Raw genomic sequence first — 20111 nt, 5'->3', positions numbered from 1 at the left:
TGTTAGCGCCGTCTACAGACAACTCGATGCTCGAGAAGAGGCAACAGAGATCGACTCCCACGACCGTGAAATGCCATGGACGGCATTTCCCGAGCCCTCAGGGATGAGTTCATGGCGTGTCGTGGGAGGCGACTGTGTTGCCTCTGATCCCGGGGTTAAAATGATCAGATGTTTATTCAAATTGGTATAAGGGGTTATCCTCACTATTTTCCCCTTACAACTCACATTACTGAATAGGATCATCCGTGGTCAGCATCGTTACCAGCCGCCGCCGCGTCACCAGCCCCAGCCCCCGACGGCCGACCGGCAGCAAAAAGCCGGCGGTTTCTTCCTGCTGCAGCGTCTTGAGCGCCGTCAGCAGCGAGGCATCTTCGGTCAACTCAATCAGCCGTAAACGATCACTCAGCAAGGGCGCCAGTGCCTGGTGCAGGGGCTGCTCTTGCTTTTGCTCCCGCCAGATTAGACCGACTTTCGCAAATGCTTCTCCCTCAATCAGGTAGCGATACTCTCCCTGGCGAACCACGACCCAGGGCAGCTTCTGTTCGAGCACCGCATCCAGATGATGGGCATCCTGCTCGGTATCAAACCCGGAAAAATCAAAACGAGCCAGCTCGGACAGATAACGCTGGGCCAGGGCGGTACGCAACGGGTGGGTTTGTAGCAGACGCCCCCGCTCCTTGAGCAGGGTTAGCAGCAGCGACGGCTGCCGAAAGCCATGCTGGCAGATCAGATTGGCTGTAAGCACCACCGTCATCGCCGGAAACATGGCCTCGGCGCTGAGCGACAACTCCAGTACCGTGGCCAGCGCCGCCAGGGGCGCATGCAGCACGGCACCCATCATGGCCGCCATGCCCAGCAGGGCGTAGAGGCCCGGCTCGGAAGTGCCCGGCACCAGGGTGCCCGCCACGCCACCGGCACAGACCCCCAGCATCAGCATGGGGGCTATCTGACCACCCGGCACCCCCAGACCGATGGCGGCGGCCGTGGCAATCAGCTTGGCACCCAGAATCAACAACAAGAGCCCCCAGGGCAACTGATGGCTCAGGGTGGCATTGATGGTGTCATAGCCCGAGCCGAGAATCTGCGGAACAAACAGCGCCAGCCCGCCGGTGATCACACCGGCCAGCAACAGCCTGGCCGCCCGGCTCTTGAGCGGAAAACGAAGAAACAGCCGAACCAGATAATGAAACAGCACCGCCACCAATCCTACCCAGAGTCCGGTGAGCAGCAGGCCGGGAATATCGCCATAGCCCGCCAGAGACAATCGGACCGGCTGCAACACCGAATGAGGCCCGATCAGCGCGCCGCTAAAGGCCGAGGCGCTGATGGCGGCGGCGATAATGGGAGCAAACCCCAACAGGCTGTACTCCATCAGTACTACTTCCATCGCGAACAGCACCCCGGCCAGGGGCGTATTGAAGGCGGCGGAAATGGCCGCCGCCGTACCGCAGCCAATCAGCAAGCGCAACTGACTCGGCGGCCGGCTCGTATATTGCCCCAGCAGGCTGCCGATACCGGCACCCATGTGCACCGCCGGCCCTTCGCGGCCGACGCTGTGACCGGTGCCGAGTGCGATCAGCGCCGCCATGAACTGAAAGGCGGTATTGGCCGCCGGCAGCTGGCCCCGACCAAACTGCAGTCGCTCCAGCACATAGGCCAGTCCGACCGTCTGGCCCGATACCGGGGTCAGGCGGTAAAGCAGGATCAGCAACAAACTGCCCAGCACCGGCAGCCCCAGCCGCCACCAGGGCGACAGAGATTCGAAATCTTCCAGGTTGGCACCGTTCAGCCAGCCCAGTGTCAGATTCAGCAGACTCAGAAAACCGAACATCACCAGACCGGCAGCGACCCCGATCACCCCGCCCATCAGCACCAGCGGCAACAGGCTGTGCGAGGGGCCGGCAAAAAAACGGTGAAATCGGCTGGTCGTCGGCTTCATCGATTATCGCCGCCCTGTGACCAGCAGCCAGTCGAGCAACTCCCGCGCCAATCGCTCATGGGCCACCCCAAACGCCGCCACCACCGCCGAGACCTCTGCATCCTGCGCTATGACACTGGCCTCGAAGCGTCGGCTGGCCAGCAGGGTGCGCCGCTTCGAGTCCAGCAGCCGGGCATCGAAGCGCATAACCACCACCGGCCTACCCTGACGGTATTCGCTTTGAAAGGCGCGCAGCACGCCCCCCAGCTCCATATCGGCTGGCAAGTTGTCACCGTCGCTGCCCACGTGACGAAGACGGCCATCCTGCTGAAACGCTTCGATCAACTGATCCCGCCACAATACCGGCACCGGTGACACCCAGCGCACGCCCTGATAAGCGCCGATCTGATTGCCTTGAGGCACCACCAGGATACGGTTGCCGGCCAGCAGGCCGCTGGCCTCGGGCCGGGTGATGCGTAGCGTCAGATCCCCCTTCTCCGCCGGGCTCGCTACCGGAACGGGGGGCGGCAGACGATAGAAGGTGACCGGCGGGGATGCCGGCAGCAGGCTGCAGCCACTCAGCAGCAGCATGACCGGCAACAGGAAAGACCAGCGTCGTATGGTCATCATGGTTGGAACTCCTTAATGTCTTCACCACCCAGCAGAAAATCGGACGGATTCTGCTCCAGCTTGCGGGCGACCTCGCCCAGGGTTGCCAGTGTGCGGCGCAACTCCTTCAGGGTCGGCTCCAGTTCGGCCATACTCTGCAATCCCGAGCCCAGCGCCTGCCGATTATCGGCCAGCAGGCGATCGAGGTTGCGGCTGAATCGATCGAGAGACGCCAGGCTGCGATCCGCATTGGCGAGCAGACGATCGCCCCGTCCTTCGAGCTGATCCTCAAGCTGGCCGAGCAGGCGGGAAGCCTGGGTCATGGTGATCTTCATCTGCCGGCTGGCCTCGGCCAGATCCGCCACTCCCTGGCCAAGTTCGTCTTTCTGCTCGGCAATCACGCCGGTAGCTTGATCCAGGTTGGCCAGCACTCGGCCGAGATGCCGGCTGTTTTCCGCCGAGAACAACTGATTGGCGTTATCGATCAGCGACTTGATGCCGACCAGCAGCTCTTCGCTGTTCACCCGCAGGCGAGCAATGGGGGAAGGATCGGCCAGGATCACCGGTATGGCATCGCCTTCTGCCTGCAACGCCGGACTGGCGGGAGAGCCTTCACTCAGCTGAATGTTGGCGGCGCCGGTAATATTGGCCAGCGCCAGCCGGGCCCGGGTGTCGGATTTGACCGGCGTCTGCCGGGCAATGCGTACCCGGGCCAGCACCCGACGCGGATCCTGGGGATCCAGAGACAGATTTTCTACCTCCCCCACTCGAATGCCGCTGTACTCCACCGCACTGCCCACCGTCAGGCCGCTGACCGGCTCTCGAAACACGATATCGTACAGCCGAAAGTCCTGCTGGCTGCCGGCTCTGGCCAGCCAGAGCGCAAACAACAGCACACCGGCGGCGACCATCAGGGTAAAAAAGCCAATCAGCACATGATGTGCGCGGGTTTCCATTGCTTACTCCTTGAACGCGGCGTCGACCGCCTGACTCGCGGCCCGGCCGCGGGGGCCATGAAAGTAATCCTGTATCCAGGCATCGTCGGTGGCGGCCACCACCACCAGCCGGTCGGCAACCAGTACTCGCTTGCGTGACAGCACCGCTACTCGATCACAGCAGGCGTACAGGGTATCCAGATCGTGCGTGACCAGAAACACCGTCAGATTGAGCGCATCGCGCAGCGTCAACAGTAACCGATCGAAGGCCGCCGCCGCGATGGGATCCAGGCCGGCGGTGGGCTCATCGAGAAACAACACATCCGGATCCAGCGCCAGCGCCCGCGCCAGCGCCGCCCGCTTGATCATGCCGCCGGACAACTCGGACGGATACAGGGCCGCCGCCTTGGCCGGCAACCCCACCAGCGCCAGCTTGACCGACGCCAGATAAGCCGCATCGGTGCGAGACAAGCCGGCCTGCTCGATCAACGCCAGTGCGATGTTTTCGGCGACCGTGAGCGAAGAGAACAGGGCGCCCTTTTGAAACAGCACCCCCATGCGTCGCTCCAGCCGCACCCGCTCCTGCTCCGGCAAGGCCAGCAGATTCTGGCCCAGTAACCGCACCTCACCACCACTGGGCCGGCGCAGACCCACAATGGATCGCAACAGTACCGACTTGCCGGTGCCGGATCCACCGACCACCCCGAGGATCTCGCCCCGGTAAACGTCCAGATCCAGCCCTTGGTGCACCGCATGAGTGCCGAATCGATTGTCGAGCCCCCGCACCTGAATCACCACGTCGCCGGTTTGCCTCACCAGTCCATCTCCATCAAAAAAAGTGCGGCAATCGCATCCAGTAATATCACCACGAAGATCGACTGCACCACGCTGGAGGTGGTGTGCTCACCCACCGACTGGGCGCTGCCGCCGACCTTGAATCCTTCCAGGCAGCCAATCAGCGCAATCAGCAGGGCAAACAGCGGCGCCTTGCCCATTCCCACCAGAAAATGCCGCACCGGCACCTGCTGCACTATCGCCAGATACTGGGCCAGAGAAATATCGAGTGACAGCAACGACACCATGGCGCCGCCGACCATGCCCGAGAGCATGGCGATAAAGGTCAACAACGGCAAGGTCAGCACCAGCGCCAGCAGCCGCGGCAGCACCAGCAGCTCGATGGGATCCAGTCCCTGGGTGCGCAATGCGTCCAGCTCTTCATTCACCTTCATCGAACCGAGCTGGGCGGTAAAGGCACTGGCGGTACGGCCGGCCAGCAGAATGGCGGTCAGCAGCACCCCGAATTCGCGCAGAAAGGAATAGGCCACCAGATCGACCGTATAGATGGTGGCGCCGAAGTTCGCCAGCACGGTGGCGCCGAGAAACGCCACCACGGCGCCCACCAGAAAGGTGAGCAAGGCGACGATGGGCACCGCATTGAGGCCGCACTGATGCATTTGCGCCACCAGGGCGGTGAGCCGCCAGCGCCGCGGACGGGCTATCGTCACCACCAGGGTACTCAGAGTCAGGCCCATGAAACCGAGCAACATGATCAGCTGCTGCCAGCCACTCAACATCCGCTCACCCAGCCGGGCCAGGCCGTCGCTCCAGCGAGAGACGGTGGGCGGCAAAGCTTCCTGGCCGGCCATGGCACTCGCCACCGCCAGCAACAGCGCCCGGCGCTCGGCAGACAGCCCGGTGGCATCGGGCAACATGCGGCACAGGGCGTCCGCACCCAGCAACTTCACCAGCAGGGCGGCACCGGCGGTGTCCAGCTCGGTAAGGCCCGAGGCGTCCAGACACACCACCGGCACTGCCGGCGGCGCCACAGTACGCACCAGTTGTGCATACTGCGCCAGGATCCAGGATCCCTGCAGGCAGGCACAGGGCTGGTCGCCGGTGGTCACGGTCAGTGCTGTGATCGTTCCGCTCATGCTGTTCGGCCCCGTTCGACAATAAACTCATATGAGCCTACCATTGTCTGCCATTGCCCCCATCACCACAACAAGTACCCGGCTTTATGCTAGGATTTTAAGATCGCACGATATTTATCTTCGTGCCGGAGTCCTCATCATGACCATAGAACAACAATGACAGCAACGCAGCGGCGGCCGTTGCGAGCTGTGCGGTGCCACCGAGCATATCGAAGGCAAGGTCAACTGCGTGCATATCGTGCTGGTCGCCCGATTCCTGAAGAAATCCTACCCCTGAGTATCCGAGGAGTCATCCATGTACAAGCTGGTATTTTTCGTACCCGAGTCTCATCTTGAACCGGTCAAGGCGGCGGTGTTCGCCACCGGTGCCGGCAAAATAGGCGACTACGATCGATGCTGTTTTGAAACCAGGGGCACGGGGCAGTTCCGGCCCCAGACCGGCGCCAACCCCTTCATCGGCGAGACCGGCGCCCTGGAGCGGGTAGCAGAGGTGCGGGTCGAGCTGGTGTGCGAGGATCAGCTGATCCGCGCCGCCGTCACGGCCCTCCGCCAGGCTCACCCTTATGAAGAGCCCGCCTTCGACGCCTGGCAACTGAGCGAATTTTAACGCCACCGCCGACGACAAGAGGGATACAATCAGGGTATCCCTTCGTCACTTCGGAGTCTGCCATGTCAAACCACTGCATCCTGCCAAGCCCACTGGGCTTGCTCTTCATCTGCGCCACCCCCGATGCCATCACGGAACTGCGCTTCAGCGACGAGACCGGTAACACCGAGCAGAACATGGCGCCCGCCACCCCCTTGCTGCAATCCGCCTGCCGACAATTGACCGAATATTTCAACGGCCAGCGCCACCACTTCGAACTGCCACTGGCGCCCAAAGGCACACCATTTCAGCAAGGCGTCTGGCAGGCACTGCAAACCATTCCCCACGGCGAACACCGTAGCTATAAAGACATGGCCCTGCTTATCGGCAACCCCAATGCGATGCGGGCCGTCGGGCTGGCCAATAGCCGCAACCCCATCGCCATTATCATTCCCTGCCACCGGGTCATCGGCGCCAGCGGCAAGCTGGTGGGTTATGCCGGAGGACTCGCACGCAAATCCTGGCTGCTGCAACACGAAGCGGCTTCAGGCAACGACTAGCGATAAACACCAGCCGCCGTGTGCGAGATCTCTCAAAGCCACGCAGGCAGAAGCGCTTTATGATCACGCCATTGGCCGAATATTAAATATTTTCCCTTATTTATCATTTAATTAAAAATAATCGAGAATTCGACAGTCAAGATGTCTTCAGTTTTTTGAATTGAGCAGAGAGCGAATCGGGCTACTATGTTTACAGCAGGAAGCGCAGAGCCGGTCAGGAAGACAGGCTGCCAGGACAGGCAAGGAACCCCGCAGGATGCGGCGATGGATACCTCCAGGATGGAGACGAGCGTCAGATCAGGATGATTTGCGGTCAGGAAGACAAAGGACAGCCCGATGGATCGGGAAAGGGAACGCCATAAAGGATAAGGCACGTCAGGGATTGCAGGGAGCAAACCGGTTTACGGACAAGCCAACAAGACGACCCAAAAAGGGGCAACATGATGTTGCCCCTTTTTCTATGTCAAAAATACAATGAGGGAAGAGGAATAAGGCGTTACCTTTCTCCTCTCTCCCCCATTCCTCACGTGGTTAACTACCGCTCGTCTTCACCACCAGGCAGTCCATACCCTGGCGCGATAACCGCTGGCAGGCACTCTTCGCCTGCTCCTTGTGCATGCCCACCAGTCGGGCCCGGAACAAGGTACGATTGCTGATGTTCACCTCATTGACGGCCACCTGAATAACATCGATATTGTCCAGCCGACGGGCCGCATCGGATGCTCTATCTCTCGCCTGCTCCGGTACCCGGAAAGAACCAATCTGCACCGCCCAGCCGAGATCGCCGACGGGCAAGGCCTGTTGTACCGACAAGGTCTGCTTTACCGGCAGGGTTGCCCGTTGCAGCACCGCCGGCGGGCGCGTGGCGGGCTCAGCCCTGACCACCTGACGCACGGGTTCGGTGCTGACCAGCAGCTTGCCGACCGGGGCCGCCTTGCCCGATGCCTTGGCAAACCGAGTGGCCTGCTCGAAGCCACTATCCAGCAGTTTCGCCATCTGGGCGTCTCGGGACTGGGCGGTATTTCCGCCCATCACCACGCCAATCAGGCGCCGTTCGCCCCGCACGGCAGAGGTGGCCACATTAAAGCCCGATGCCCGAATATACCCGGTTTTCATGCCATCGACTCCCGCATAGTTTTTTACCATGCGGTTGTGACTGTGATAGGTCTTGCCCCGGTAGCTGAAAGAGGCCGTGGAAAAATAATGATAGTGCTGGGGAAAGTCCTTCATCAACCGCAGCGAGAGTATCGCCAGATCCCGGGCGGTAGAGGCCTGGGCATTGTCCGGCAGACCGGAGGCATTACGAAAACGGGTAGCGGTCATCTTCATCGACCTGGCCTTGGCGGTCATGATGCGGGCAAACTCGCTTTCGGTGCCGCCCAGGGCTTCCGCTACCACCACGGCCGCGTCATTGGCGGAACGTACCACCAGCGCCGGAATGGCGTCTCGTACCCGCAGCCGCTCTCCTTTTTTCAGCGAAATATTGGTCTGCGGCATGGAGGCGGCATGAGCCGATACCGGCATGGCGGTATCGAGCCGCATCAGCCCCTTGTCCATGGCTTCGAACAGCAGATACAGCGTCATCATCTTGGTCAGCGAGGCCGGATAGCGAGCCGCATCGGCGCTGGAGGCATGCAGCACCTCGCCGCTGTCCGCATCCAGCACGATGGCGGCATAGCGCGGGTTGGCCTGCGCCTGACTCAAGGGGGCCAGTAACAGCATGACCGCCAGGAGCAAGCATCCTGTTTTTCCGGTGTGTCTTACAACAAACATGGAAGGCTCCTCCCAGTGGTGAAATAAAGTCGGCAGAAGCTACGCCATCGCCCGAAGGCTGTCCAGCCTTTCCAGCTGGGCCACAACCAAAAACGCATGGTGACCGCCGGCATTGCTCTCCCTGTTACTACCAGCATACACCCCGCGCGCCAGCTGGCGCCCCCGATGCTTAAATAAAAAGGCGCCCTTGGCGCCTTCTTGTTTTGGGGAAAGACACTGCATAACGCGTCTTTAACCCAGAGTTACGTGGCTGAAATCAGGCACTCAGATTGGGTGCCAGCCATTTTTCGGCATCGATCCGACTCATGCCCTTGCGCGCAGCGTAGTCCAGCAGTTGATCCTCCTGGATCTGCGCTATCGCAAAGTAGCGGGTATCGGGGTAGGAGAAATAGAAGCCCGATACCGCCGCTCCCGGCCACATGGCGTAGGATTCGGTCAACTGCATGCCGATGCGCGACTCTACATCCAGCAGCTGCCAGAGGGTGCCTTTTTCGGTGTGCTCGGGACAGGCCGGGTAACCCGGAGCCGGCCGAATGCCGCTGTATTTTTCCCGAATCAGCTCGTCGTTGCCGAGATTCTCGTCGGCGGCATAGCCCCAGTATTCACGGCGTACCAGCAGGTGCATGTATTCGGCAAAGGCTTCCGCCAGACGATCGGCCACGGCGCTGGCCATGATGGCGTTGTAATCGTCTTCCGCCTCTTTATAGCGACGGACGATGTCATCTTCACCGATGCCGCCGGTCACCGCAAAGCCGCCCACGTAGTCCGGTTTGGTGCCCTTGGGCGCCACATAGTCGGCCAGACAGTAGTTGGGAAATCCGTCTTTCTTCTCGGTCTGCTGGCGCAGAAAACGCAGGGTGTGCAGCACTTCGGTACGGGACTCGTCGGTGTAGATTTCCACATCATCTTCCACGCTGTTTGCCGGGAACAGTCCCAGCACACCGGAACAGCGCAGCTCCCCCTCGGCTTCCAGCTTGTCCAGCAGGTCGTTGGCATCACGAAACAGCTTCTTGGCCTCTTCGCCCACCACCTCGTCTTCCAGAATGCGCGGATACTTGCCCGCCAGCGACCAAGTCAGGAAGAAGGGCGTCCAGTCGATGTACTCGCGCAGTACCGAGATGGGTACTTCATGCAACTCGTGAATTCCCGGTTTGGCCGGTACCGGCGGCGTGTAGGCCTGCCAGTCGATGGCCACCTTGTTGGCGCGAGCCTCGGCCAGGGTCACCGGCTTGGTGCGCGGCTTCTTGCGCGCATGCTGATCGCGCACTACCTCGTATTCCTTGTTCAGCCGGTCGACGAAGGCCGGCTTGTGCTCGCGACTCAGCAGGGTTTGCACCACGCCCACCGCGCGGGAGGCATTGGACACATAGACCACCGGCTCGTCGTAGTTCTGCTCGATCTTGACCGCCGTATGCGCCTTGGAGGTGGTGGCACCGCCGATCAGCAGCGGTATGGTGAAGCCCTGGCGCTGCATTTCCTTGGCCACATTCACCATTTCATCCAGCGAGGGGGTGATCAGACCGGACAGACCTATCATATCGGCATTGGTTTCCCGCGCCGTCTTCAGGATCTGCTCGCAGGACACCATGACCCCCAGATCCACCACCTCGAAGTTGTTGCACTGCAATACCACGCCGACGATATTCTTGCCGATATCGTGCACATCGCCCTTGACCGTGGCCATAACAACCTTGCCATTGGTCTGGCCGACTTCCTTGCTGGCCTCGATAAAGGGGTTCAGATAGGCGACCGCCCGCTTCATCACCCGGGCCGACTTGACCACCTGGGGCAGGAACATCTTGCCCTCGCCGAACAGATCGCCGACCACGTTCATGCCGTCCATCAGCGGGCCTTCAATCACGTCCAGCGGGCGCACCGCCTGCGCCCGGGATTCTTCGGTATCCTCTTCGATAAAGTCGGTCAGCCCCTTGACCAGCGAATGGGCCAGCCGCTCGTTGACCGGCCAGCTGCGCCATTCCAGATCGCGCGGATCCGCCGCCTGGGCCCCACTGCCACGATAACGCTCGGCGATCTCGAGCAGCGCCTCGGTGGCACCGTCGTTTTCGTTAAGCACCACGGCGATGACCTTTTCCTTCAGCTCGGGCTCTATGTCTTCGTAAATCGCCAGCTGACCGGCATTGACGATGCCCATGTCCATGCCGTTCTTGATCGCATGGTAGAGGAACACCGCATGAATGGCTTCACGCACCACATCGTTGCCACGAAATGAAAACGAGACGTTGGACACGCCGCCGGAAATCATGGCGTGGGGCAGGTTGTCCTTGATGTCCTTCACCGCCTCGATGAAGTCGACCGCATAGTTGTTGTGTTCTTCGATGCCGGTGGCCACGGCGAAAATATTGGGATCGAAGATGATATCTTCCGGCGGAAAGCCCACCTGATCCACCAGAATGCGGTAGGCGCGCTCGCAGATCTCGAACTTGCGCTCACGGGTGTCGGCCTGGCCGACTTCGTCGAAGGCCATCACGATCACCGCCGCCCCATAGCGGCGTACCAACCTGGCCTGCTCGATAAACTTGTCTTCGCCTTCCTTCATGGAAATGGAGTTGACGATGCCCTTGCCCTGAATGCATTTCAGGCCGGCCTCGATCACCTCCCACTTGGAGGAGTCGATCATGATCGGTACCCGGGAAATATCCGGCTCGCCGGCAATCAGGTTGAGGAAGCGGGTCATGCAGGCCACCGCATCCAGCATGCCTTCATCCATGTTGATGTCGATGATCTGGGCGCCGCTTTCTACCTGCTGCAGCGCCACTTCCAGCGCCTCGTCGTATTTCTCTTCCTTGATCAGCCGCTTGAAACGGGCCGAGCCGGTGACGTTGGTGCGCTCACCGACGTTGACGAACATGCTGTCGGCCGTAATCTGCACCGGCTCCAGACCGGACAGCCGACAGGCCACCGGCAGATCCGGCAGCACGCGGGGCTTGATACCCGCTACCGCCTCGGCCATGGCCCGAATATGCTCGGGGGTAGAGCCACAACAACCGCCTACCAGGTTGAGGAAGCCGCTTTCGGCCCACTCGCGAATATGCTCGGCCATCTCAAAGGCTTCCAGATCATATTCACCGAAGGCGTTGGGCAAACCGGCGTTGGGGTGAGCGGATACATAGGTTTCGCTGATACGGGACAGTTCGGCCACGTACTGGCGCAATTCGTCCGGCCCCAGGGCGCAGTTCAGGCCGAAGGAAATAGGCTTGGCATGACGCAGGGAATGATAGAAGGCTTCGGTGGTTTGCCCGGTCAGGGTGCGACCGGAGGCATCCGTGATGGTGCCGGAGATCATCACCGGCAGTCGAATATTCTGCCGCTCGAACAGGCCTTCGATGGCAAACACCGCCGCCTTGGCGTTGAGGGTGTCGAAAATGGTTTCGATCATCAACAGATCGGCACCGCCGTCAATCAACGCCTGGGTCGACTCGGTATAGGCCTCCACCAGTTGATCGAAGGTGATGTTACGGTAACCGGCATCGTTCACATCCGGCGAAATGGAGGCGGTTCTGTTGGTCGGTCCCAGCACCCCGGCCACAAAGCGCGGCTTGTGCGGTTCTTTCGCGGTCCACTCGTCGGCCACCCGGCGGGCCAGTCGCGCCGCTTCAAGGTTGATTTCCACCGCCAGCGATTCCATGTCGTAATCCGCCATGGCGATGCTGGTGGCGTTGAAGGTATTGGTTTCGATGATATCGGCGCCGGCGGCAAAATAGTCGCTGTGAATCTGCGCGATGATCTCGGGCTGGCTCAATACCAGCAAGTCGTTATTACCTTTCAAGTCCGATGGCCAATCGGCGAAGCGTTCGCCTCGATAGGCGGCCTCGTCCAGTCGATGTGACTGGATCATGGTGCCCATGCCCCCATCGATAATCAAAATACGTTCGGCGAGCGCCTGTTCGAGCTGGGAAAAAACGGGGGATCTGGACACTGATAACTCCTGTTACAACTAGATTCCTGAAAGCAGCAACCATGCTATCACAAAATACCAAGCTGGAAATCCAGCCATCTACAAGGCTGATGAATGGCAAGGGGTCATATTGGCACGTAAAATGCGTAAATTAACCGCATTTTAGCTAGTGAAAATGTGTGCTGTTAAGGCACACTATGCACCACCGGCAAAGACCGGCCAACCAAGCTTGCAAATAAAATAAAAACTCTACGGAAGTGCCTTTATGAGCGTCTATTACACTCTGTGTTTATTGGCGGCCATGGCGATCACCATCGCCTTCGTCAATCAATACATCATGAAAATCCAGACCACCATTGCCATTACCTTTGGCGCCCTGCTTATTTCCATCTTGATGTTAATACTGGGAAAAACCACCTGGCCCGAACTACAGCTGCATGCCATTGCCACCTTGGAGACCGTCGATTTCGGCGAGTTTCTACTGCAGGGTATTCTCGGCTTTCTGCTGTTTGCCGGCGGCCTGGGCATTAACCTGCCGGCCATGAAAAGCCAGAAATGGGAGATTTCGGTACTGGTCATCGTGGGCGTGCTGATTTCAACCCTGGTGGTGGCTGCCGGCCTGTGGCTGCTGGCTTATGTTGCCGCCATTCCCCTGCCCTTTATCTACTGCCTGCTGTTCGGGGCCCTTATCTCGCCCACCGATCCCATCGCCGTGCTGGCCATCGTCAAGAAGCTGGGCGCCCCCGAGCAGATTGCCATTCAAATCGAAGGCGAGTCGCTGTTCAACGATGGCATCGGCCTGGTGATTTTCCTGACCATTTTTGCGGTCGCCTTCAACGGCACCGAGGCGACCTTTGGCTCGGTCATGACGCTGTTCACCCACGAAGCCGTTGGCGGCATCGTATTCGGCGCCCTGCTGGGCCTGATGTCTCACCTGATGATCAGCGCCACCGACGACGGCTCCATGGAGCTGTTGATGACGCTGTGCATTCCCACCGCCGGTTTTGCGCTGGCCAACGTGCTGGGCGTGTCCGGCGCCCTGGCCATGGTGGTATCCGGTATCATGATCGGCAACTGGACCCGCTACACCGGCTTTTCGGAACAGAGCTCGAAATACCTGGATCAGTTCTGGCATCTGCTGGACGAGTTTCTGAACGCCCTGCTGTTCCTGCTGATTGGTCTGGCCATGTTGCTGGTGCAATTCCATTGGCAAGCCTGGATTCTGGTGCTGTGCGGTATTCCGCTGGTGCTGGCCGGCCGCTTCGTCAGCGTCGCCCTGCCCTATGTCGCCTTTCGCCGCTTTCGCAGCTACAACAAATACTCGATACGCATCCTCACCTGGGGCGGACTGCGCGGCGGCCTGTCACTGGCGATGGCCTTGTCCATTCCCACCGGCATCAAACTCGGTAGCGACGGTCAGGTGGAACTGCGGGATCTGGTGCTGATGATGACCTACGCCATAGTGCTGTTTTCCATCATAGTGCAGGGCATGAGCATCACCCCAATGATCAACAAGGCCAAGGCGGCGGAAAAAGCCGGCTTTCCCATCGAGTAAATAGCTTCGTGAAGGGTGAGGCGGATTTTACTCCTCACCCCTCACAGATCTTAGTCTCGGGTCAGCGACTCGCCGGTGGCACTCAGGGTACGCAGATCATACGGGGTCAGCTGGTAGACGTGATAATTCAGCCAGTTGGCAAACAACAGATGACCATGGCTGCGCCAGGTGGCTCTGGGGGGATTATCGGCATTATTGTCGGGATAATAATTTTCCGGCATTCGGGGTTCGATACCCACCTCCAGATCCCGCAGGTATTCTGCATGCAGGGTATCGGCATTGTATTCCGGGTGCCCGGTCACGAATACCTGGCGTCCGTCCGGGCTGGCCGCCAGATAGACGCCGGCCTTGTCCGACGCGGCCAGTATTTTCAGATCCGTCTTTTGCCGTAACAGCTCCACCGGAAAATCCGCATAACGGGAATGAGGCGCCAGAAACACGTCGTCAAAGCCGCGCACCAGAGGCTCGTACTGGGCCAGATTCTGGTGCTCGTAGACACCGGACAGTTTTTCCAGGCGGGTACGCTTGTCCAGCCCGTACAGAATCTTCAGACCGGCCTGGGCGGCCCAGCACAAAAACAGCGTGGAGGTAACATGGCTTTTGGCCCACGCCACTATCTGCTCTATCTTGTCCCAGTAGATCACATCGCAGAAATCGGTCAGCCCGAGCGGCGCGCCGGTGATGATAAGACCGTCGTAGAACTGATCCTGCACCTGTTCGAAATCGTGGTAGAAGTGTTCCAGGTGCGATTGCGGCGTGTTCTTCGAAGGCCGATCGTCGATACGCAGCAGGTCCACGCCAATCTGCAACGGCGAATTGGACAGCATGCGCAACAACTGGTTTTCGGTTTCAATTTTCTTCGGCATCAGATTAAGCAGCAGCACCCGCATCGGGCGGATTTCCTGATTGACCGCCCGGGTTTCCGTCATCACGAAGATATTTTCCTGAGTCAGGACATTGGCCGCTGGCAGGCGATCCGGAATTCTGATGGGCATTTGCTCACTCCATGTACAGCATCGGTAAGAAAGTCTAGACATCTAGAAATCTACAACAAAGCAGCGGCTCTTGTCATCCTCGGCGTGTGCCATTCGCCCAAGATACGTTAAAATCCCGGCAACGCCCTTCAAGGATAAGCATATGAAACCCGTGATTGAACTGGTGAGCACCGGTGATGAAGTGCTGACCGGACTGATAACCGACACCAACGCCGGCTGGTTGTCGCAGCAGCTGCTGGAACAAGGCTGGCAGGTACGCCGCCGCTTTACCGTGGGCGACGACAAGGCCGACCTGGTCGAGCTGTTCGTACAACGCAGTCACCAGGCCGATCTGGTGATCGTCAACGGTGGCCTTGGCCCCACCTCGGACGACATCAGCGCCGAAGCCATGGCCGAAGCCGCCGGTGTGCCCCTTGAGCTTAACCAGCACTGGCTCGAGGTAATGCAGCAAAAATACGCCAGCCGCAATCGCGCCATGCCCCAGAGCAACAGCAAGCAAGCCATGCTGCCACAGGGCGCCGAGCTGGTGGACAATCCGGTGGGCACCGCCTGCGGTTTTGCGGTCAAACTCAACCGCGCCACCTTTTTCTTTACCCCGGGCGTGCCATCCGAGCTGAAAAAAATGATGACCGACGAGATTCTGCCGCGATTACGTCGGCAGCTGGGCCAGAATGGTCATAGCCAGGTACGTCGTTTCTTTTCATTCGGGTTGTCCGAATCCGGCCTGAGCGACCGGCTTGATCATCTGCCATGGCCGGCCGGCATTACCCTCGGCTACCGGGCCAATTCGCCGACCATAGAGCTCAAGCTGATTATCGAAACCGAAGACGCCGCCGCCATTGCCACCGCCGAAGCACTGCTGCTGGCCGAAGTGGGCACTCATCTGGTGGCGCGGGACGAGATGAACTTTACCGCCAGCCTGGGGCCGCTGTTACTGAACAGGGATTTGATGATTTTCGAGGATGCCAGCGGCGGCCGCCTGACCGATACCATCAGCACCATCACGCCCGAATTCGAAGGTCACTACCTGGCTGGCCTGCCCGACAGCGCCGAAGATCTGGCCCTCTGGCTGGCACGATCGGCCCGCCCGCTGACCCTGGCCATCGGTGCCGAAGGCCCGCAGGGCATTCCCATTGCCCTCAAGACCGAACAAGGCTGCCAGGTACAAACCCTGAAAATGCACTTTCGGGAGCCCCTGAATCGGCGCCGCCTATTGGCCTTTGCCGCCTTCGATATGTTGCGCCGTCACCTGGCCGGTGAAGCCGTGATGATCGACTACGATATTCTGCCCTGCAGCGAGCGGTTTACGCTGCCTGCGTAAACAAAAGGGCACCATTCGGTGCCCTTTCTATTATCCAGCGCTGACAATCACACCGTCATTTTCAGACCAGCTGTGCCGCCAGCTCTCGCTGTCTGGCCTTCAGTGCTTCGATATCCAGACCACAGACGGTACCGTCGGTCACCCGCCAGCGCCCGGCCACCATCATGCGATCGGCTCGTTGGGCACCGCACAAAACCAGCGCCGCCAGCGGATCACCGGCACCGGCAAACTGGATATCATCCAGCCGGAACAAGGCCAGATCCGCCTGTTTGCCAACGGCGATATCACCGACATCATCACGCCCCAGACAACGGGCAGAGCCATTAGTGGCCCAGTCCAGTACCTTCTGATGGGTAATTTTTTCGGCGCCGTAACGCAATCGTTGCAACAGCAGCGCCTGCCGTACTTCGGTCATCATGTTAGAGCCATCATTGGAGGCGGAGCCATCCACGCCGATACCGACGGGGCAGCCGGCGGCCTCCAGATCCAGCGTCGGACATTGCCCCGAAGCCAGTAGCATGTTGGAAGAGGGACAATGAGCAATGCCCACTCCCACCTGACCCAGACGGCCGATTTCCTGCTCGTTGAAATGAATGCCGTGAGCCAGCCAGACCCGATTGCTGAGCCAGCCCACCGACTCCAGATAATCCACCGGCCTCATGCCGAACATCTTCTGGCAGAAGGCGGTTTCATCGTGGGTTTCCGCCAGATGGGTATGCAACTGAACCCGGTGTTTTTCTGCCAGCTCGGCGGACATTCTCATCAGTTCGGTACTGACCGAAAACGGCGAACAAGGCGCCAGTGCCACTCGGATCATGGCCCCGTCGGTGTGGTCATGATAACGCCGAATCAGCCGTTCGCTGTCGGCCATGATCACGTCTTCACTTTGTACCGTCGACTGCGGCGGCAAGCCACCTTGCTCCTTACCCAGACTCATGGAGCCGCGGGTCAGATGCACCCGAACGCCCAGCTGCTGCGCCTGCGCTACCTGAATATCGATGGCATCTTCCAGCCCCCTGGGAAACAGATAATGATGGTCACTGGCGGTACTGCATCCCGACAGCAGCAACTCGGCCAGAGCAATCTGGGTCGAGACTTCTACCATTTCCGGCCGTAGTTTAGCCCATACCGGGTACAGTGACGTCAGCCAGGAAAACAGCGCCTTGTTCAGTGCCACCGGGTGGGCGCGGGTAAGCGTTTGATAAAAATGATGATGAGCGTTGATCAGGCCTGGCAGCAGCACATGCTGACTGGCGTCAAACACCTCATCTACCGGTGTTTGGGGAGTTTGCCCCGCAGGCACCAGTTCGGTGATCCGGTTTTCGGTAATCACCACACCACCGGCATAGGCCGGGCTCAGGGTAGCGAGGGGGTGTTTTATCCAGAGTGTGTTGGGGTTTTGCATCAGACTTTCGACTCCCTTTAAACATGAAAGTTAGCATCCCCCGGATGTAAAAAGCCCTGACACACAATCCGGGAAGGTGTGCCAGGGGTTCAGCCTTTTCAGGCACCTAGAAGGAAGTAAGTATTAACCTACTTCACCTAATTTTTTTTTTGCATCATCAGCTTCGGCGGCCACAGTAACGTCGGCTTCGCTTTCTTCGGCAACCTTGTGCTCGGGCAGAATCAGGCTCAGAGTGATGGCCGTAATAGCGCCCATGGCGACCGGTGACTTCAAAATGTTTTCCAGCATGTCGGGCAGCGCCTGTAGTACAGCAGGTACGGTAGAAACACCGATACCCATGCCGACGGAAATGGCTACTATCATCATGTTGCGACGGTCCAGGTTAGCCTGGGACAGCACACGAATACCGGCTACCGCCACGGTCCCGAACATGATCAGGGTAGCCCCACCCAGTACCGGCTTGGGCATCTGCTGCAGCACACCACCGATGATGGGGAACAGACCCATGAGGAACAGAATGGCGGCAACATAGATGCCAACGTAGCGACTGGCCACACCGGTCAGAGCAATAACGCCGTTGTTCTGACTAAAGGTAGTGGACGGCATGCTGTTGAAGGTGGCGGCAATCATGGAGTTGATACCATCGCCCAGTACGCCACCGCGGATACGGTTCAGATACACGGGGCCTGATACCGGTTCACGAGAAATGGTCGAGTTGGCAGTCAGGTCACCGGTGGTTTCCATGGCACTTACACAAAACAGAATGGCCAATGGAATGAAGGCGGCAAGGTCAAACTGGAAACCGAACTTGAACGGTACCGGAACGGATATCACCGGCAGGCTGGCAATATGAGAGAAATCAAGGCGTCCCATGAAGAAGGCCGCAAGCATGCCCAGCACCAAGCCGATAACCACGGCAGCCAGACGCACCATAGGGTTCTTTGAACGGTTGAGTAACACAACGCTAACCAGCACTATCCCGGCCAGCATCAGATTATCGAGGGAACCGAAATTTTCGGCACCGAAACCACCACCGATATCGGTCATCGCCACCTTGATCAGCGGAATACCGATAAGGATGATGATGGTACCCGTCACCACAGGGGTAATGATTTTCTGCAGCTTGTGAATGAAACGACTCAGGAATATTTCGATAAAGGCGGCACAGAAGCTGACCCCAAAAATGGTCGCCAGAATATCTTCCGGGGTGCCACCCTTGCCCTTGACGATCATGCCTGCAGACAACACCGCCGTCAGGAAGGCAAAGCTGGTTCCCTGCAGACACAGCATACCGGCACCGACAGGACCGATACGACGGCACTGAATGAAAGTACCCACACCCGAGACCATCAACGCCATACTGATGAGATAGGGTACATGCTCGCCCAGTCCCAATACGCCACCTACGATCAGGGTGGGGGTAATCACCCCCACCAGACTGGCCAGAACATGCTGCAATGCGGCAAAAGAAGAAGGCCAGAAGCCCGGTTTATCATGCAATGAATACAGCAAGTCGTGATTCTTGCTCGGTGCTGTTTTTACATCTTGTTGGGTCATAACAGATCCCTTTGTTAATTGTTGCCAATGTGCAGACATACTCTGACCGCTGTTGTATTGGCCAACATCCTTGTACAGACGTTTGGCACTGCCCTCCATTCTCCACTGCAAAGCGTAGGCTAAGTGAGGAGACAACTAGATAATACCGCAAATAAAACACAGGTGTTATTAAAATGTATCCCTCTTGTATACAAAGATAACCTTAATGTGATCTATATCTACAGAGAAGCGTTCACAAGATGAAGAAAATACATAAGATATCAACCTGTTATACTTTCATCACGATGGCGGCGTGTGAGGCGCGAGGCGCGAGGCGCGAGGCGCGAGGCGCGAGGCGCGAGGCGCGAGGCGCGAGGCGCGAGGCGCGAGGCGCGAGGCGCGAGGCGCGAGGCGCGAGGCGCGAGGCGCGAGGCGCGAGGCGCGAGGCGCGAGGCGCGAGGCGTGGCAGCATAAGGGCACATTGCCAAACTACACCAGAAAAACATCAAGGCCGGCAGCGCCGGTGTTGTTCTCCTCACGCCTCCCTCTTCACTCCTCACTATTTTTCAGACATGAAAAAAGCCCGACTCTTTCGAATCGGGCTTTTTGTATTGGGTGCCTGGCGTGGCCCGTCCCCTCGCAGAGCTCGGGTCACGAAGCACTGAAAAAGCGCTGCTTTTTCCGGGCGTGCTTCGCCCTACTTTCACTGTTGAGAAGTCGCTGCGCTCCGCTGAGTCTACCTTTGCCATGTGAAATAGTGTGATCTGCAGACGTAAAAAAGCCCTTCACATCGGTGAAGGGCTTTTTGAATTGGGTGCCTGGCAGTGACCTACTTTCACATGGCAGCTGCCACACTATCATCGGCGCGGCTGCGTTTCACTTCTGAGTTCGGCATGGGATCAGGTGGGACCACAACGCTATCGCCGCCAGGCATAAACTGGGGTTTGTCAGCTAAGGCTAACAAACGCTGGAAAGCTGATGTTCTGAAATAATCTTTTTGTAGTTGCCTTGACCGCAAGGTCTCACACTTCTTGGGTGTTGTATGGTTAAGCCGCACGGGTCATTAGTACA

At 58.9% G+C, this 20111-nt stretch carries 14 protein-coding genes and 1 rRNA gene; 4 read left to right on the top strand and 11 right to left on the bottom strand.

The window, feature by feature from the left end; genetic code table 11:
• Positions 1-226 precede the first annotated feature (226 nt).
• The 5 genes from ABD827_RS12565 to ABD827_RS12545 are packed head-to-tail and all read right to left on the bottom strand — an operon-like array spanning position 227 to position 5393.
• Complete coding sequence (locus ABD827_RS12565; protein ID WP_344965097.1) at positions 227-1939, bottom strand: chloride channel protein; 1713 nt, start codon at positions 1937-1939, stop codon at positions 227-229.
• 3 nt (positions 1940-1942) lie between these two features.
• Positions 1943-2548, bottom strand: coding sequence for an ABC-type transport auxiliary lipoprotein family protein (locus ABD827_RS12560; protein ID WP_344965096.1), 606 nt, complete (start codon positions 2546-2548; stop codon positions 1943-1945).
• Complete coding sequence (locus tag ABD827_RS12555) at positions 2545-3483, bottom strand: MlaD family protein (protein WP_344965095.1); 939 nt, start codon at positions 3481-3483, stop codon at positions 2545-2547. Before ABD827_RS12555 ends, ABD827_RS12560 begins: the two co-directional genes overlap by 4 nt.
• A 3-nt stretch (positions 3484-3486) precedes the next feature.
• A complete protein-coding gene (locus ABD827_RS12550) occupies positions 3487-4278 on the bottom strand; it encodes an ABC transporter ATP-binding protein (protein ID WP_344965094.1) in 792 nt (263 codons plus the stop codon).
• On the bottom strand, positions 4275-5393 hold the full coding sequence (locus tag ABD827_RS12545; protein ID WP_344965093.1) for an MlaE family ABC transporter permease: 1119 nt from the start codon (positions 5391-5393) through the stop codon (positions 4275-4277). Before ABD827_RS12545 ends, ABD827_RS12550 begins: the two co-directional genes overlap by 4 nt.
• Positions 5394-5688: 295 nt before the next feature.
• Between ABD827_RS12545 and ABD827_RS12540 the strand changes: the two genes are divergently transcribed.
• Together ABD827_RS12540 and ABD827_RS12535 are read left to right on the top strand one after the other, a co-directional pair.
• A complete protein-coding gene (locus tag ABD827_RS12540) occupies positions 5689-6000 on the top strand; it encodes a YqfO family protein (protein WP_344965092.1) in 312 nt (103 codons plus the stop codon).
• 62 nt (positions 6001-6062) lie between these two features.
• Positions 6063-6539, top strand: a complete 477-nt coding sequence (locus ABD827_RS12535; RefSeq protein WP_344965091.1) for a methylated-DNA--[protein]-cysteine S-methyltransferase — start codon at positions 6063-6065, stop codon at positions 6537-6539.
• 531 nt (positions 6540-7070) lie between these two features.
• Here ABD827_RS12535 and ABD827_RS12530 read toward each other — a convergent pair.
• Both ABD827_RS12530 and metH read right to left on the bottom strand, forming a co-directional pair.
• The gene (locus tag ABD827_RS12530; RefSeq protein ID WP_344965090.1) at positions 7071-8312 is read right to left on the bottom strand and encodes an SPOR domain-containing protein; all 1242 of its coding nucleotides are present in this window, start codon (positions 8310-8312) and stop codon (positions 7071-7073) included.
• A 256-nt stretch (positions 8313-8568) separates the two neighbouring features.
• Entirely contained in the window at positions 8569-12249 is a 3681-nt protein-coding gene (gene metH / locus ABD827_RS12525) for a methionine synthase (protein WP_344965089.1), read from the bottom strand.
• 244 nt (positions 12250-12493) lie between these two features.
• Between metH and ABD827_RS12520 the strand changes: the two genes are divergently transcribed.
• Complete coding sequence (locus ABD827_RS12520; protein WP_344965088.1) at positions 12494-13783, top strand: cation:proton antiporter; 1290 nt, start codon at positions 12494-12496, stop codon at positions 13781-13783.
• Positions 13784-13833: 50 nt separating this feature from the next.
• Here ABD827_RS12520 and metA read toward each other — a convergent pair whose 3' ends face one another.
• On the bottom strand, positions 13834-14778 hold the full coding sequence (gene metA, locus ABD827_RS12515; RefSeq protein WP_298720888.1) for a homoserine O-acetyltransferase MetA: 945 nt from the start codon (positions 14776-14778) through the stop codon (positions 13834-13836).
• 142 nt (positions 14779-14920) lie between these two features.
• On the opposite strand from metA, the gene ABD827_RS12510 reads away from it, so the two are divergent.
• Entirely contained in the window at positions 14921-16099 is a 1179-nt protein-coding gene (locus ABD827_RS12510; protein WP_344965087.1) for a CinA family nicotinamide mononucleotide deamidase-related protein, read from the top strand.
• A gap of 61 nt (positions 16100-16160) precedes the next feature.
• Here the strand turns inward: ABD827_RS12510 and ABD827_RS12505 are convergent, their stop codons facing one another.
• The 3 genes from ABD827_RS12505 to rrf form a co-directional block, all read right to left on the bottom strand.
• On the bottom strand, positions 16161-17504 hold the full coding sequence (locus ABD827_RS12505) for an 8-oxoguanine deaminase (RefSeq protein WP_344965086.1): 1344 nt from the start codon (positions 17502-17504) through the stop codon (positions 16161-16163).
• A 123-nt stretch (positions 17505-17627) separates the two neighbouring features.
• Complete coding sequence (locus tag ABD827_RS12500; RefSeq protein WP_344965085.1) at positions 17628-19061, bottom strand: uracil-xanthine permease family protein; 1434 nt, start codon at positions 19059-19061, stop codon at positions 17628-17630.
• A 795-nt stretch (positions 19062-19856) separates the two neighbouring features.
• A 5S ribosomal RNA gene (rrf, locus tag ABD827_RS12495) occupies positions 19857-19971 on the bottom strand.
• Positions 19972-20111 lie beyond the last annotated feature (140 nt).

The sequence above is a fragment of the Oceanisphaera sediminis genome (assembly GCF_039539745.1).
Lineage (GTDB): Bacteria > Pseudomonadota > Gammaproteobacteria > Enterobacterales > Aeromonadaceae > Oceanimonas > Oceanimonas sediminis.
The sequence above is the reverse complement of the archived record's forward strand: the minus strand, read 5'-3'. Positions and strand labels throughout refer to the sequence as shown.